The 14,698-nt window shown below is 63.0% G+C and carries 13 protein-coding genes; 3 read left to right on the forward strand and 10 right to left on the reverse strand.

Annotated features, from left to right (window positions below):
* Positions 1-52: 52 nt before the first annotated feature.
* The 8 genes from ACN50D_RS16695 to ACN50D_RS16730 all read right to left on the reverse strand — a co-directional run bounded on the left by ACN50D_RS16695 (position 53) and on the right by ACN50D_RS16730 (position 9,867).
* Entirely contained in the window at positions 53-856 is an 804-nt protein-coding gene (locus tag ACN50D_RS16695; protein ID WP_042921750.1) for a sugar phosphate isomerase/epimerase family protein, read from the reverse strand.
* The gene (locus ACN50D_RS16700; RefSeq protein WP_211920794.1) at positions 853-2,580 is read right to left on the reverse strand and encodes an FAD-dependent oxidoreductase; all 1,728 of its coding nucleotides are present in this window, start codon (positions 2,578-2,580) and stop codon (positions 853-855) included. Before ACN50D_RS16700 ends, ACN50D_RS16695 begins: the two co-directional genes overlap by 4 nt.
* Positions 2,577-3,671, reverse strand: a complete 1,095-nt coding sequence (locus ACN50D_RS16705) for a Gfo/Idh/MocA family protein (protein WP_211920792.1) — start codon at positions 3,669-3,671, stop codon at positions 2,577-2,579. Before ACN50D_RS16705 ends, ACN50D_RS16700 begins: the two co-directional genes overlap by 4 nt.
* The gene (locus tag ACN50D_RS16710; RefSeq protein ID WP_063315886.1) at positions 3,671-4,495 is read right to left on the reverse strand and encodes an aldo/keto reductase; all 825 of its coding nucleotides are present in this window, start codon (positions 4,493-4,495) and stop codon (positions 3,671-3,673) included. Before ACN50D_RS16710 ends, ACN50D_RS16705 begins: the two co-directional genes overlap by 1 nt.
* A complete protein-coding gene (locus tag ACN50D_RS16715) occupies positions 4,492-6,444 on the reverse strand; it encodes an FAD-dependent oxidoreductase (RefSeq protein ID WP_050654838.1) in 1,953 nt (650 codons plus the stop codon). The genes ACN50D_RS16710 and ACN50D_RS16715 overlap by 4 nt, the downstream gene beginning before the upstream one ends.
* A gap of 44 nt (positions 6,445-6,488) precedes the next feature.
* The gene (locus ACN50D_RS16720) at positions 6,489-7,370 is read right to left on the reverse strand and encodes a shikimate dehydrogenase (RefSeq protein WP_211920790.1); all 882 of its coding nucleotides are present in this window, start codon (positions 7,368-7,370) and stop codon (positions 6,489-6,491) included.
* 63 nt (positions 7,371-7,433) lie between these two features.
* Positions 7,434-8,810 carry an MFS transporter gene (locus tag ACN50D_RS16725; RefSeq protein ID WP_211920788.1) on the reverse strand — a complete coding sequence of 459 codons (1,377 nt, stop codon included), beginning with the start codon at positions 8,808-8,810 and terminating at the stop codon, positions 7,434-7,436.
* Positions 8,811-8,949: 139 nt separating this feature from the next.
* Positions 8,950-9,867: a LysR family transcriptional regulator gene (locus ACN50D_RS16730; protein ID WP_020970528.1), complete on the reverse strand. Its 918-nt coding sequence runs from the start codon at positions 9,865-9,867 to the stop codon at positions 8,950-8,952.
* A 134-nt stretch (positions 9,868-10,001) separates the two neighbouring features.
* On the opposite strand from ACN50D_RS16730, the gene ACN50D_RS16735 reads away from it, so the two are divergent.
* Positions 10,002-10,694, forward strand: coding sequence for an SDR family NAD(P)-dependent oxidoreductase (locus ACN50D_RS16735; protein WP_125051856.1), 693 nt, complete (start codon positions 10,002-10,004; stop codon positions 10,692-10,694).
* Between the two features lie 22 nt (positions 10,695-10,716).
* On the opposite strand, the gene ACN50D_RS16740 is transcribed toward ACN50D_RS16735, so the two are convergent.
* The gene (locus ACN50D_RS16740; RefSeq protein WP_211920786.1) at positions 10,717-11,490 is read right to left on the reverse strand and encodes a hypothetical protein; all 774 of its coding nucleotides are present in this window, start codon (positions 11,488-11,490) and stop codon (positions 10,717-10,719) included.
* A gap of 105 nt (positions 11,491-11,595) precedes the next feature.
* Here ACN50D_RS16740 and ACN50D_RS16745 point away from each other — a divergent pair, with 105 nt between their 5' ends.
* Both ACN50D_RS16745 and ACN50D_RS16750 read left to right on the forward strand, forming a co-directional pair.
* Positions 11,596-12,423, forward strand: coding sequence for a crotonase/enoyl-CoA hydratase family protein (locus ACN50D_RS16745; protein ID WP_211920784.1), 828 nt, complete (start codon positions 11,596-11,598; stop codon positions 12,421-12,423).
* Complete coding sequence (locus ACN50D_RS16750; RefSeq protein WP_211920782.1) at positions 12,420-13,958, forward strand: class I adenylate-forming enzyme family protein; 1,539 nt, start codon at positions 12,420-12,422, stop codon at positions 13,956-13,958. The genes ACN50D_RS16745 and ACN50D_RS16750 overlap by 4 nt, the downstream gene beginning before the upstream one ends.
* Here ACN50D_RS16750 and ACN50D_RS16755 read toward each other — a convergent pair.
* Entirely contained in the window at positions 13,951-14,583 is a 633-nt protein-coding gene (locus ACN50D_RS16755) for an alpha-ketoglutarate-dependent dioxygenase AlkB (protein ID WP_029256052.1), read from the reverse strand. The genes ACN50D_RS16750 and ACN50D_RS16755 overlap by 8 nt on opposite strands.
* Between the last annotated feature and the right edge of the window lie 115 nt (positions 14,584-14,698).

The following is a 14,698-nucleotide window of genomic DNA, read 5'->3' on the forward strand; positions in this document are numbered from 1 at the left end:
CCCCCGTGCGCCTTTTTGGTAGCGCCAACTACCAAAAAGGCGCACAGGGCCGCTAGGCCAACACTTCTCGCGTGGCCTCGACCAGGCGTTCCAGCCAGGCATCCGTGCCGACGGCCTGACGCAGTGGCTCGTTGGGCAGTTCGATGCTGACCGGCAGTCCGGCAGGCAAAGTCGACCAGATGTCGGCCAGGGCTATGCCGCCGGTGCCGGGCACCAGACGCTCCTCGCGGGCCTGACGGATCAGCTCTGCGTCCCCAGTGGGAGCGGGGGTCGAACCGTCGCACATCTGGGCGTAGTGCAACCACTCGCGCGGGATGGACGCAAGATCCTCGAGCGTTGTCGCCGAGCGGTCGGTGTGCAATGCGTCGACGAGGACACTGCGAGCCGGACCGTCTGCCGCCGAGACGATCTCGATGGCCGCACGCGCATCGGGCACCGCAGTCCACGGCATGAATTCGAGCGAGGCGACGATGCCGTAGTTCGCGCACAGTTCAGCGAGGCGGGCATAGGAGTCCGTGAGCCGAGCGCGGTCGCGGTCGTCGCCGCCCACCAGAACGGCTTTGGCTCCGAGCTGTGCTCCGGCTTCGAGCAGCGGAACGTAGTCGGTGGGGTCGAAGTCGGCTGCAAGACGGATGATTTCGAGGTCGAATACCTCGACCGGTGAATCGCCCAGTCGACGCACCAGTTCGTCCAACGACTGCTTGTCCTCGTGCAGAGGGTAGGCCGTCGTACCTGGTGCCGCGGGCATCAGACGGATACCGATGGTGTCGAAGCCGTGCTTTTCAGCCAAGGCGACGTGCTGCATCGGTGCGGTGTCGAGCACTGTGAGGGCTGCCAGTCCGAGTGAGAGTGTCATGCGTGCGCTCCAACTGTCTTGGCTCCGGCCAGTTCCCGGCCGGCCAGGTAACCGAATGTCATGGCCGGTCCGAGGTTGATGCCCCCGGACGGGTAGTGCCCGCCCATCACGCTCGCCTGATCGACGCCGACGGCGAGCAACCCCTCGATGGGGCGGTCGTTGTCATCGAGAACCTGCGACGACGAGTCCGTGACCAGTCCGGCGAAGGTGCCGAAACTCCCTGGCACGACTTTCACCGCGTAGTACGGATTCTTCTGCAAGGGCGCGAGCGACGGGTTCGGCCACGGATTGGAAGCATCTCCGGAACCTCGGTTGAACGGTGTTGTACCGCGACCGAACTCGGGGTCTTCACCGGCCACGGCCCCGATATTGAAAGCTGCGACGGTTTTCTCCAACTGCACGGGGTCGACGCCGATCTTCTCGGCCAAGTCCCGAAGAGTGCGCCCACGCGTGAGGTACCCCGAGCGCAGGTACGGCTGGATCGGGATCGGCAAGGGCTTCGCCATGCCCAGCGGGAGGTATCGCACATACTGTTGATCGGCAATCAACCACGAGCACACCTCTTCGCCCTCGGGAACCTGCTCGACCATCGCGAGTGTGTAGTCGTGATAGCCGAGTGCTTCGTTGACAAACCGCTTGCCGTTCGCGAGAACTCCGATGACACCGGGCTTTCCGCGATCGAGGATGTGCGGGAACACACCTTCCTTGCCGTTGCGGTAGCGAACGATGGAGACGGGGCAGTACGCGACGGGGGAGGCGAGGGTGCGGTCGAGTCGGCCGCCCACGGATTCGCCGAGGGTGATGCCGTCGCCGGTGGTTGTCTTCGGAGTGAGTGACCAGTGCTCGTTTCCGGTGGGGGTACGGGGGAACAGTTCACGTCGGCGGTCGATGTCCTGGGCGAAGCCGCCGGTGGCTAGTACGACGCCGCGCGTGGCAGTTACCGAGTACGCGCCATCCGGACCTTCGAGGCGGACGCCGACAACGCGGCCGTCGTCATCGGTCTGCAACGCGGTCGCGGACGTCTTCACCCGAAACTCGACGCCCAGATCGAGTGCCGAGCGCAGCATCATGCCGACAAGCGCGGTGCCGTTGACGAGTTGCTGGCCACGACGCTTGGTGGCGAGATCGAACATGTGCTTAGTCACCCGAACACCACAGTGCACAAAGGCTTTTGGTGAGCGGGTCGAGTGCAGGAAAGCCTGCAGGTCGGGCCCGGCCATGATGCCCATACCGAGGAACGACGTTTCGTACAGCTGCCGACGCAGTAGCGCCGCGACATCTGGTCCGAGCTTTCGCAGACTCACCGGTTTCGGTCCGACGGAACGGTGACCCGTGCCGGCGCCCGGTGTGTCACCGTGAATATCGGCGATCTTGGCTCCGGGCACGAACTTCAGAGCAGTCGTGCGTTCGAAGAACTCGACCATCTTCGGGGCGCCGTCGAGGAGTGCATCGACCTTGGCGGCGTCGAAGTTGTCGCCGAGTCGGTTTTCCAGATACGTCCGCGGCGCCGAACGATCCTCGACAACCCCGTCGGCGATGGCAAACATGTTGCGTGGGGTCCACATCCACCCGCCCGACCAGGCCGTTGCGCCGCCGCAGGTGTCGGCCTTCTCGACAACGAGTACCGACGCGCCGCCATGTGCTGCGGCAATTGCTGTGGAAAGCCCGCCTGCGCCGGAGCCCACGACAACCACGTCGTAGGTGAGGGGGGTACTGCTACTCATTTCTGCTCCTTGGCAGTTGTTGCGAGGGTCGGTGTCGATGTCAGCTCGACAACCTTGCCCGTTCGTGACGATTCGTAGATTGCGGCGATGATGGCAAGTGACGCGCGCGCGTCTCGACCGGTGACGGCGGGTTCGCGCCCGGTCAGGACGGCGTCGGCGAAGTCTTGCACCTGCAGGGTGTGGAAGTCGGTCAGTGCCGCATTGACCGCTCCCACATCGAGATTGGCGTCGATGTCGGCGGAGTACGGCGACCGGAACTCGACTTCGCCCGGCACGGTCCAGATTTCGTTGACACCCTCGTGCCCTTCAGGAAATTCGAGGACGCTGGCAATGGCGCCGGTGCGCCCGATCACCGTGACGCGGTTGCCCAGGTTGTGATTGGCACCCGTTGTCGCGGTGACGGTGGCGGTGCCACCCGAGGCAAAGGAAATCACAGCTGACGCGCTGTCTTCGGTCTCGATGTGCTCACCGTGGGTGTGGGTGCGGATGAAGCCGCTGACCGAGACGGCCTCGCCCATGAACCAGGCCAGCATGTCGATCTGGTGCACGGCCTGTGTCATGAGCACGCCACCGCCGTCGGTGTCCCAGCGTCCACGCCAGGCGTCGGCCGAGTAGTAACTAGACGGGCGGTGCAGGATCACCGACGCCTCACCGAGCATGGGTAGTCCGATCCGCCCGTCGTCGATGGCGTCGCGGATCCGACGTGCTGCCGGCCAGAATCGGCGTTGGAAGAGCACCCCGAACGTGATACCGGCGCGGTCGGCGGCCTCGATCATGCGGTCGGCGGCAGCAACATCGACTGCGATGGGCTTCTCGCACAAAACATGTACACCCGCTTCGGCAGCGGCCACGACTACCTCTTCATGTACCGGGTGCGGCGTGCAAACGGTGCAGGCGTCGAGTCCGAGGGCGAGAAGTTGCTCCACTGAACTCACGGCTGCGGGAATGCTGTGCGCTGCCGCGAACTCCTGGGCGCGTCCGAGATCGGGATCGCAGCAGCCGATCACCTCGACACCGGGGACTTGTTGCAGCGCGCGGGCATGGTTGCCGGCGATCTTGCCGCAGCCGACGATTCCGACTTTCAACGTCATCAGAAATGTTCCTCTGCTTCGACGTCCCGCGCCGCAGATTCGCCGCGGTCGAGACTGTTCAGTGCTTCGATGTCCTCGCCGGATAGGGTGACGTCGAGTGCTGCCAGGTTCTCGGCCTGACGCGTCGGGTTCGCTGATCGCGCGACCGGAACCACACCCTGCGCGACGTGCCATGCGAGCACCACTTGAGCTGGTGTGCAACCGATTCGACCGGCGATCTCCCCGACCACGGCGTTGTCGAGCACGTCACCCCGGCCGAGCGGACTCCACGACTGAGTGAAGATGCCAAGTTCGTCGTTTGCGCGGCGAACCGGGATCCGAGCGAGCGACGGGTCCATCTGAATCTGGTTGACTGCCGGTGCCTCGCCGGTTTCGGCGACGACGCGGCGCAGGTGGAGCTCCAGGAAGTTCGACACACCCACGTACCGAACCAGTCCGGCGTCGCGGCAGGCCAGCATCGACTCGAACGACGCGACATAGCGATCGATTCGCGGGAGTGGCCAGTGGATCAGGAACAGATCCAGCTGGTCGAGTCCCAGTAGTTCCAGACTCTGCTCGAGGGCGCCCCGAATGTCGCCGGAAACCTGGTCGTTGCCACGAAGTTTGGTGGTGACGAATAGTTCTTCTCGCGGCACACCTGATTCCGCCAGCGCCACACCGACGGCGCCCTCGTTGCCGTAGATCGCGGCGGTGTCGATGAGGCGGTACCCGGCCTCGATGCCGGAGAGAACCGAGTTCGTGGCGTCGGCACCGACCAGGGGCCAGGTTCCGAGTCCAATGGGCGGCAATGCAGTTGCCACGGGTGTGGCTGCCTGTGTGGTCATGCGTGAACCTCCTGACGTGCCGCAGCGGCGGCGGTGATCGCGACGGCAACGTCGGCTGCGGTCACGAGTGCGGCATGGATGGACCCGCCGTCACCGCTCGCGTCGCCGACGGTATGTACTCCGAGTCGTGGTGCCAGTGAACGGAGTTCGGCAAGAAGTTCCGAACGCGGCTCGACGCCTTGCGAGATCAGCAGTTCGCCGGGAGCATCGACCTCGCTCAGCACACCGGCCGTCGAAATCGTGACGCGGTCAGCGGCGACTGTGGTGACGATCGAGCTGAGGTAGGTCGTGAGGTTCTCACTTGCGGCCAGGCGCGGCAGCAGCACGATCTTTCCGCGGCGTCCGACGTCGTGCGCGATGGTTTCCTGCGGGCCGATCATCACGACCTGGGTGCCCTTCTGAAGGAGATCGTCGGCGACGGCCGCAGCCTCACGGTCGGCGCCGAAGATGGTGACAGCGGCAGGAGCTGGATCGCCGGAGACGAGGAATTCGCGGACGTCGCGAACGGTACGGGTAGCTGCTCCGGGGAGATCGACCACGGGGCCGACGCCGCCGGCGGCAAGAACTATGGCGTCGAAATCGACACCGGAGAGCAAAGCAGCATCTGCCCGGGTCGAGGTGTGGCAGTGGACCCCGAGTTCAGCCAGTTCCGCGGCGTACCAGTCCACGATCCGTCCATATTCGGGATACTCGTGCAGCTTCGATGCCAGAGCGAAGTCGCCACCGAGGCTGGGTCGCTCATCGTACAGGTCGACGCGGTGACCGGCAAGTGCGAGGTCGCGTGCAGCGGCCATTCCCGACGGCCCGGCACCGATGACGGCGACCCGCACGGTGGCATCAGCCGGCTTGGTAGGCTGATCCAATTCGCGGCCGACCCACGGGTTGACGGAGCAGGGAATGGGGCCGGCGGCCAGGCTGTCGATGCAGTAGTTGCAGGCAATGCAAGGGCGGTACCGGCCACCGTCGATGGCGCGATTCGGGAAGTCCGGATCTGCGTGCAGCGTACGAGCCATGCTGACGAAGTTCGCCTGCCCGGATTCGATGATCCGCGCAGCGATCTCCGGCGACGTGATGCGTCCGGCCACTCCCACCGGGATGTCGAAGTCGCGCTGGTACTGCTCGGAGTACGGCGCGAGGAGACCGCGCGACCATTCACCGGGCTGGATGATCCACTGTCCCGCTTCGTAGTTGCCGGCCGAGACGTCGAGGAAATCGAGTCGGTCGGTGTCGATGGCGCCGATGCGAGCGCGAGTCATCTCGGCGTCGAGTCCGCCGTCGATGCCTTCGAAGGCTGAGAATCGGAGTCCCAGAGTGATTCCCGGTGCGTGCTCGTGGACGGAGGCGATGACCTTGTTGACGAACAAGGTGGGGTCGGCCCACTCGTCGTCGCGGTGATTGTAAGCAGGGGAGAGGAACTGGTGGATCAGATACCCGTGGCCACCGTGCAGGGAGATGACGTCGACGCCGGCCTGCTGGCAGCGTGCCGCGGCTTCACCGAAACATTCGATGATGTGCTCGATGTCGTCGCCGTCGAGTTGTTCTGGCATCTCGCCGCCGACAACCAAACACGGAATCGGTGTCGGGGCAACAGGAACAAACCCGCTGACAGAACCTTGCGCCGTACGTCCACCGTGGTTGAGTTCGACTCCGACGAGGGCGCCGTGAGCGTGGATCGCGTCGGCCATCTTCTTGATGCCGGGAATCCGTTCGTCGACGTCGACGCCCATCTGCCGGATGCGACCCTTGCCGTCGGCGCGCACGTAGCTTGCTTCGGTGAAGATCAGTGCAGCACCACCTTCGGCGCGGCGAGCGAGGTACGCGATGTACTCGTCCGTCATAGTGCCGTCGACTTCGCAGTAGTTGCGTTCCATCGGGGCGGACACGAACCGGTTCCGGAGGCGGACGCTGCCCATGTCGAGAGGTTCGGCGAACGGCGCAGTCACATTCATCAGTGCTCCTGGTACTTCGCGAGAAAGTAGGTGTTCGGTTGTGCTCATGCGCATGCCGTCTCGGAGAGCAGCTCGCTCAGATGGCTGCGCATGCGATCCGTATCGGCTTCGACACCAGTCAGGAGTGTGAAGGTGTCAGAGGCTTGAGCCACCAGCATCTGCCCACCGTCGAGAACTGCGCATCCGAGAGTAGCTGCAGCGTCGAGCAATTCGGTGCGCATCGGTCGATAAACGATGTCAGCGACCCACAATCCGGAATGCAACGCCGCAGGGTCGAAGGGAGTTCCGGGGTGACCCACCATGCCGATCGGAGATGCGTTGACGACGCCGTCGCACGTCGTCAGGTTGACGGCGATCTCATCGATCGCCAAAGCCGTTGTGCGCGTGCCAGGGAAGGCCGAGGCGACGCGAGAACACACATCGGCAGCGCGAGCGGGATCAATATCTGCGATGCGAAGATCCGTGGTGCCGGCGGCGGCGAGTGCGTATGCCACAGCGGAACCCGCCCCTCCTGCCCCGGCAAGCACCACTCGGTCCAAGGCGGCGTCGGGCAAACCGCGCTGCAGTGCTGTGAGGAATCCGCTGTGGTCGGTGTTGTGGCCGATCAAACGGCCGTTGTCGACCACAACCGTGTTGACGGCACCGAGCAACCGCGCGTTGTCGGACAGCTCGTCGAGCGCGTCCACGACAACCTGCTTGCACGGGTGGGTGATGTTCAGTCCGGTGAAATCGCCCGCGACGGCGCCACGCACCACCTCACCGGTTTTCTCGACCGAGATGTTCAGGTTCTCGAGATCTACCAGTTCGTAGCTGTAATCGTCGAGTCCCAGTGCTGCTGCTTCGTGTGCGTGCAACGCGGGCGAGAGTGAGGTGGCGATACCCGACCCGACAAGGCCGATACGGTGACGTGTGTATTCGGTGGTCATGACATTCTCCTGCATAAGTGGGGACGGCCCCTCGCGGCAATTCAGCGCGAGGGGCCGGTCCGGTCAAGCGTTGTTGCTGGTGAGCTCTGAGTCCTGCTTGATCGGCAGGCTCGGCTTCGGTTGGCCCAGTTCTGCTGTGGGCGTGCGGTACGTTTCCGGTCCGGTCATTGCCGCGATGGCGGAGACGACGGCGAAGCCCAGGCACATCCAGGCAACCGGTGTCCAGTTGCTCTTGTCTCCGGCTGAAATCGCCTGAGCGATAGCCGGTGTGAAGCCGGCAACAAGGAGTCCGAGCATGAGGCTGACGGCCATTCCGGTGTATCGGACCTTCGCGGGGAACTGCTCCGGGAAGTACGCCGGGTACGTGCCGTTGGGCATGGCGTAGAAGATGCCGATCATGACGATTCCCGAAGCGAAGACCATGGGGACGCTTTGGGTTCCGATCGAATGGAAGAAGACGAAGATCATCAGGCCGGCTCCGATCGCGCCGACGACGAAGATGGGCTTGCGTCCGTAGCGATCCGAGAGGATGCCGAACAGCGGCTGAGTCAGTACGGCAACAAAATTGGCGGTCGCGATTGCCCACAGCATCGTGGAGCGCTCGAAGCCGGATTCGACGGCGTACGCCAGGGCGAAGACGTTGACGATGGTGTTGATCATCGCGAAGGTCGAGCTCATGCTGATACGGATCACGGTGCGCCAGTGCGAGCGGAACATCTCGACGACGGGAATTCCGGCCGTCTCGTCCTGTTCCTTGAGTTCCTCGAATACCTCCGGCTCATCCAGGGCGCGACGTAGCCACAGCGCGACGACGGTCACGATGATGCTGAGCCAGAAGGGAACTCGCCAACCCCACGAGTAGAGGTCTTCGTCGGGCAGGCTCGCCACTGGGATGAATACCAGGCTGGAGACGACGATGCCGAACATGATCCCGCTCATGGTGAACGAGGTGAAGAACGAACGACGGTGATCAGGTGCGTGTTCGAGCGTCAGTGCCGAAGAGCCGGGTGATTCACCGCCCGCAGAGAGCCCTTGAAGAAGGCGAAGCAAGACGAGAATGATCGGCGCGGCGATGCCGATCTGGTCGTAGGTCGGCAGGCAACCGACGATGACCGTCGCAACACCCATGAGGAGCAGGCAGGCGAGAAGCGCGTTCTTGCGTCCGTACCGATCGCCGAGGTGTCCCCAAAGCACCGCGCCGAGCGGGCGGGCGACGTAGGCGACACCTAAGGTGCTGATCGAGAGCAGGGTTGCCGTTGATCCGCCGCCGGGGAAGAAGATCTTGGGGAACACCAGCGCGGCCGCGGAGCCGTAGATGAAGAAGTCGTAGTACTCGAGGGTGCTGCCGAGGAAGCCCGAAACGGCGGCGCGGCGCGCGTTCGCATTCGGATGTTCCTCGGTCGCGTTCGTGGATCCGGTGGAGGTGGTCGGAGGTGCCATGTGAAGTCCTTTCGTCCCGATGGGCCGGCCGTGGCGGCACGTTTGGAGATGCACCACGCATCGGTGACGTCCCTCACCTTTCGGCGGCTGAGACGACAGTGCCACGAAGGACTATGGCGCGTCCAACACTAAATGAGTCTCAGATAATGACGTTTTTGGTCTCAATCTCCGGCGTCGGCAGAATTTCCTCGGATGTCTCCAATGCGACGGCGAGCGCATCGGTCATGTGCCGCGGTGACCAGGCAATTCCGTGATTCATGAACGTCGGCTCGCCGGTGAGTGGGACGAACACACTGCCAGGTGGGGTGATAGCAGCCATACCGGACGTCATCAGCGCTACACCGACGCCGGCGGCAACGAGCATCAGGATCATGTACGGATCGGTGATCTCCTGAACCACGCGAGGCCTGAAGTCTGCGTTCATGCAGGCGCGCATCGCGGTTTCCTGGAGGGCCGAGCCGGCCGAGAGCGGGGTGGTCACGAATCCGTCGTCGGCCAATTCGCGGAGGTCGATCGCGTCTCTCTCTGCGAGGGGATGGTCGATCGGAAGCACAGCGCCGAATGCCTCCCGTCGGATGAGTCGGGTAGACAGTGATGCGGATTCCACGGGTAGTCCGACGAAGGCGAGATCGAGGGCGCCGCTCTCGAGTTGGATGACCGCGTCGCGCGTCATGATCCGGCCGAGGAGTGTCAGTTCGACTTCCGGATAACGCTGACGCAACGCGCGTGTCAGTGGCGGAAGTGCTTGATAGTTGAGCACTCCGGTGAACCCGATTGTGACTCGTCCGTAGACGCCTCCCGACGACGCGCGCGTAGCGTGTCGTGCCGTCTCCATGTTCTCGATGACGCGATAGGCGTGGGGGAGAAAGGCATGTCCGCCGGATGTGAGTGCGACGCTGCGAGTGCTTCGTTCGAACAACTTGACGCCGATGTCCTTTTCGAGCTTTCGGATCATCTGGCTGAGCGGCGACTGGGCCATCTGGAGCCGTGATGCGGCCCGCCCGAAGTGAAGTTCTTCCGCAACCGCGACAAACGCGTGCAACCAGCGGGTTTCCATCGGCAAGGCCTCCAGGTATTTGACGTTGACAACAAACGCCATATATTCAGAATTTCTACACAGTGTGACGGCAATTATGCCTGTTTGCAACATAAATTGAGTGCATAGCGCACAGAAACTCAGGAGTGAATGCGATGCGGGGTTACCCAGAGGGTGTCACAGCGCTCGTTACCGGCGGTGCGAGCGGAATCGGCGCCGCCAGTGCAAAGCTGTTGACGGAGAGGGGAGTTCGGGTGGTAACGGCAGATCTTGCCGACGGCGCGGACGAACAACTCGACGTGAGTGATCCGACAGCAGTCGATGCGCTTCGAACCAGGCTCGGCAGAGTCGACATCTTGATCAACAGTGCGGGAATCGTCGGACCATCAGCGCCACTCGTCGACGTCGACCTCGCGGCTTGGCAGCGTACGTTCCGCATCAACGTCGAAGGGACATTCCTGATGTGCCGGGCGTTCGTGCCGGGGATGGTTGCGTCGGGGTGGGGGAGGGTCGTCAACCTCGCAAGTATTGCGGCCAAGGACGGAAACCCGAATCAGAGTGCATATTCCGGGTCCAAAGCGGCCGTCGTCGCGCTGACGAAATCACTCGGCAAAGAGGTCGCCACCACCGGTGTGCTGGTCAACGCGATAGCTCCGGCGGCCGTGGAAAGTCCTATGAATGCCGGCACCGATCCGGCCATCCTCGCCCGTTCGCAGTCTTTGACGCCGATGGCACGGATGGGGAAGGCGGACGAAATCGCCGAACTGATCTCCTGGCTGTCGTCGTCGGCGGTGAGTTACTCGACCGGCGCCGTGTACGACGCCAGCGGCGGCCGCGCAACATACTGAATTACTTTCTGGGAGAAATCGATCAGAAATCGAGCAGTGACTGCCACAGTTCGCGAGATGCGTCCTGGTACTCGAGCATGTGCGAGATCAGTTCGCGCAGTGGCTGTGTCGGTTCGAGTTCTTCCGGAAGGAGCGGATTGCGCACGATGACCGCGATCACCGCGCTGCCCAGAGCAAGTGATTCGCGGGCCGCCTCCTCGCGACTGATTGTCGCCAGGCGTGTTTGCGCCTGTGTGAGTGCTTCACGGGCCTCCGCGATGTCGGCCAACAGCGCTTCGGAGTTCCAGAGTGTGCGGATTGTCGAATCATCCTCGGGGGCAAGGTGAGCGATTTCCATGACGGCCGATTCGGAGGCGGCGCCGAGTCGGTGGAGAGTGCGGCGGGCGCTGCCCGTGCCGCCGAGGAGATTGTTCGGTCGGACTGCGAGTGTGGGCTTCCACTCCTCGAAACCCGCCAGTCGCAGCGCTTGATCGTGCCGGCGGGCGGCAGTGCGGTCGCTTCGTTTGAGCCCCGAGTGCTCGACGGCGATCCAGGTGCCGTCCCAGGGGCGTATGCGATCGGTACGAGTTCGCCACCCCTCCACTTCGCTGTAGGTGGGGATACCGTCCGGGTTGAGGACGTACGTTCCACGAGCGGTACGACGCAGTTTGTTCTCTCGGCACAGGCGGCCCGCTGCCACGCGAATGCTCGATGCGCTGACGCCGACGATCTCGCCGGCCCGGGTCAGCACAGCGGTGCTGAACTCGGTGTCCGGGCTCGCTGTTGCGAGGTCCAGCACAACTCGGGTTGCGGACATTCCTCGATCAGTTTGTAACAACTTTTGAACAACTCCTGACAAATTCTGTTACAAGTGGCATGGTGGGTACCGGGAAACCTTATCCGCGAGCAGTGAGGAAATATCGTGACCGACTCCGATCGACCAGGTGGCGATGTCTATGTGGAGCGTGACGGTGGCGTCACCGTCATCGTGATGAATCGCCCTGATCGCAAGAATGCGGTGGACGGGCCGATGGCGGCGCAGTTGCGTGATGCCTTCCTGGAGTTCGAATCGGACGAGAGTCAGAAGGTGGCGATTCTGTGGGGCGCGGGCGGCACATTTTGTGCCGGTGCGGATTTGACCGCAGTCTCCGACCCCGCCCGCGTGCATGAGTTGCATCCGGAAGGCGGCGGCACCGGCCCGATGGGGCCGAGTCGGTTGGTGTTGTCCAAGCCATTGATCGCCGCCATCAGCGGATACGCGGTTGCAGGAGGGCTCGAGCTTTCATTGCTCGCGGACCTGAGGATCTGCGAGGAGGATTCCGTGTTCGGAGTCTTCTGCCGGCGCTGGGGAGTTCCTCTCATCGATGGTGGGACCGTGCGACTGCCGCGAATCGTCGGGCAGGGGCGAGCGCTCGACATGATCTTGACCGGTCGCCCGGTCGACGCTTCGGAGGCGTTGGCCTTCGGACTGGCCAATCGTGTTGTTCCAGTGGGGCAGTCACTCCAGGTAGCCAAGGAGCTTGCGCACCAGTTGTCCGCTTTCCCACAACTCTGCATGCTCGCGGATCGCGCATCGGCCTACCGATCTTTTGATCTACCACTTGCCGAAGCACTGCGCGCCGAGGGTGTCGCAGGAAATCCCATTGTCATCGCCGAAGGTGTGCGCGGCGCTGCTGCGTTCGCCGCGGGCGCCGGCCGGCACGGCCGATTCGAGAACAACCCGAATTCGAACGAGGAAACTGAACCATGATGCCCATGACCCGAGATCTGATCGCCCGTGGTGCGCGACAGCACGGACCGCGAACAGCCGTCGTCTTCGGCGATCGATCGATGACGTTCACGGAAGTGGACGAACTCAGCAGCCGATTGGCGCATACATTCATCGCGCTCGGTATCGGGCGTGGCGCACGGGTTGCGTTGCTGGTCAACAACTCTCTTGCCAGCGTGCCTGTCGATTTTGCGTGTGTCAAAGCCGGCATCAACAGGGTTCCGCTCAACTCGCGACTCTCGCTCGACGAGCACGCACGAATGCTCGAGGACACCGACACTTCGCACGTCGTTTTCGGTACTGACCTTGCCGGCCGAGCTGCTGAACTGTCCGCCAGGTTCCCGGATCGGACGTTCGTCGGGCTGGAAACAGGTGCGGAGGGGCAGCTTTCGCTGTTGGATCGAGCACAGGGCATGTCTTCGGCCACTCCGGACGTCGAGGTAGATCCCGACGACGTGATCCTGACGCTGTTCACTTCCGGGACCACGGGAACGCTGAAGGCCGCGCAGCACACTCAGCGCAGCTACGCCGGAATCTGCCGCAATGTTCTGCTCAATCTGCTTCCGGCGACTCAGGACGACACGATGTTGCACGCAGCATCACTGATTCACGCCAGCGGTGTCTTCGTGCTTCCATTCTGGCTCCGTGGCGGTAAGACCGTCATCCTCCCCGGTTTCGACCCGTCGACCTTCTTGGACTCGATAACCGAGCATCGGGCTACGGCAATCAATCTGGTGCCGACGATGATTCAGATGCTCCTCGAACGCCCTGATTTTGCGAGCGCAGACATCTCGAGTCTGAAATCCGTGATCTACGGTGCGTCGCCGATGCCGCTGGCCACCATCGAACGGGCGATGCAGGCGTGGGGGCAACACCGTTTTCTCCAGTACTACGGGCAGACCGAGGCACCGCTGTGTATTGCAGTCTTACGGCCCGAAGATCACACGGAAGATCGCCTGCTGTCCTGTGGTCAGCCGGCCATCGACGTCGAGATCAGGCTGCTCGACGGCGAGGGAAACGAAGTGCCCCAGGGAGAACCGGGTGAAATCGTGATCCGCTCGCCATCGGCGATCGCCGGATACTTCAATGCACCGGAACTGAATGCGGACACCTTCACCGAAGACGGCTGGGTTCACACCCGTGACATCGGTCAGTTCGACGCCGAAGGATTCTTGTTCTTGAAGGACCGAGCTTCGGACATGATCATCAGCGGCGGATACAACGTCTACCCCCGTGAAGTCGAGGATGCACTCCTGACGCATCCGTCTGTCCGTGAGGTCGCCGTGGTGGGTACCGCCGACGCCAAGTGGGTGGAGGCGGTCACGGCTGTGGTGGTGCTCGAGGACGGGACCGTCGAAAACGACGTACTGCAAGCATCATTGGTCGCGCACGTCGGCGAGCGACTGGCGTCGTACAAGAAGCCGCGTCGGGTTGTTTTCGCAGAATCCATACCGAAGACGGCCGTCGGCAAGCTCAATCGGAAGGCGCTGCGAGACGAACTCCGCGACGCTATCTAACTCCGCGAGTGCGGAATTGAACGCTGATTCTCGGCCCGAGGGCCCGCGCACTCTTCGGGACACAGTGTTCCCACGTGCGTTGGCAGGATCCGCCCATGACGAGTAGATCTCCGTGTCCGAGATTGAAGCGGATGGATTCGCCGCCCCCACGAGGGCGCAATAGGAGCGGGCGAGCCGCACCGAGAGACAGGATGGCCACCATCGTGTCCTCGGTGCGACTTCGTCCCGTATCGTCCCCGTGCCAGGCAACGCTGTCGGAACCGTCGCGATAGAAACAGAGACCCGACGTGGCGAATGGTTCGCCGAGTTCGTCGAAGTAGTGACTGCTCAGCGCGTCTTTGGCTTCGGTGAGAAGTGCGTCCGGCAGTGGTTGATTCTCTGCGTAGAAACACACCAGACGAGGGACGTCGACAACGCGGTCGTACATCTGACGCCGTTCGGAACGCCACGGCACCGTAGCTTCCAGATTGTCGAACACGGCCTCCGATCCGGTCAGCCAGGCCGGGCGATGGTCGACCCATGCGCCGGCGGTGAGAATACGTCGCTGCACCGTGCCGTCGAGATCGGCCAAAGAAACGCCCAGGTCACCGTTGTCGAACAGAGACGGTTGCATCGTGGCGGTCATAGACTCCACCGTACACCGAAATCGAACATATGTTCCCATGAAATTTGATTGCAGTGCTGGACGGCTGTTCATCCTTGCTGGGTGATGTCCGGCGGCGTGAACCTTTGAATACTGT

This window comes from Rhodococcus sp. SB1D, assembly GCF_048573875.1.
GTDB lineage: Bacteria > Actinomycetota > Actinomycetes > Mycobacteriales > Mycobacteriaceae > Rhodococcus_F > Rhodococcus_F qingshengii.

Bases quoted from the DNA above. Each gene is read 5' to 3' on its own strand.
- ACN50D_RS16700 (WP_211920794.1), bottom strand. From the start codon at position 2,580: ATGAGTAGCAGTACCCCCCTCACCTACGACGTGGTTGTCGTGGGCTCC.
- ACN50D_RS16725 (WP_211920788.1), bottom strand. From the start codon at position 8,810: ATGGCACCTCCGACCACCTCCACCGGATCCACGAACGCGACCGAGGAA.
- ACN50D_RS16750 (WP_211920782.1), top strand. From the start codon at position 12,420: ATGATGCCCATGACCCGAGATCTGATCGCCCGTGGTGCGCGACAGCAC.
- ACN50D_RS16755 (WP_029256052.1), bottom strand. From the start codon at position 14,583: ATGACCGCCACGATGCAACCGTCTCTGTTCGACAACGGTGACCTGGGC.
- ACN50D_RS16705 (WP_211920792.1), bottom strand. From the start codon at position 3,671: ATGACGTTGAAAGTCGGAATCGTCGGCTGCGGCAAGATCGCCGGCAAC.
- ACN50D_RS16710 (WP_063315886.1), bottom strand. From the start codon at position 4,495: ATGACCACACAGGCAGCCACACCCGTGGCAACTGCATTGCCGCCCATT.
- ACN50D_RS16740 (WP_211920786.1), bottom strand. From the start codon at position 11,490: ATGTCCGCAACCCGAGTTGTGCTGGACCTCGCAACAGCGAGCCCGGAC.
- ACN50D_RS16730 (WP_020970528.1), bottom strand. From the start codon at position 9,867: ATGGAAACCCGCTGGTTGCACGCGTTTGTCGCGGTTGCGGAAGAACTT.
- ACN50D_RS16715 (WP_050654838.1), bottom strand. From the start codon at position 6,444: ATGAATGTGACTGCGCCGTTCGCCGAACCTCTCGACATGGGCAGCGTC.
- ACN50D_RS16735 (WP_125051856.1), top strand. From the start codon at position 10,002: ATGCGGGGTTACCCAGAGGGTGTCACAGCGCTCGTTACCGGCGGTGCG.
- ACN50D_RS16695 (WP_042921750.1), bottom strand. From the start codon at position 856: ATGACACTCTCACTCGGACTGGCAGCCCTCACAGTGCTCGACACCGCA.
- ACN50D_RS16720 (WP_211920790.1), bottom strand. From the start codon at position 7,370: ATGACCACCGAATACACACGTCACCGTATCGGCCTTGTCGGGTCGGGT.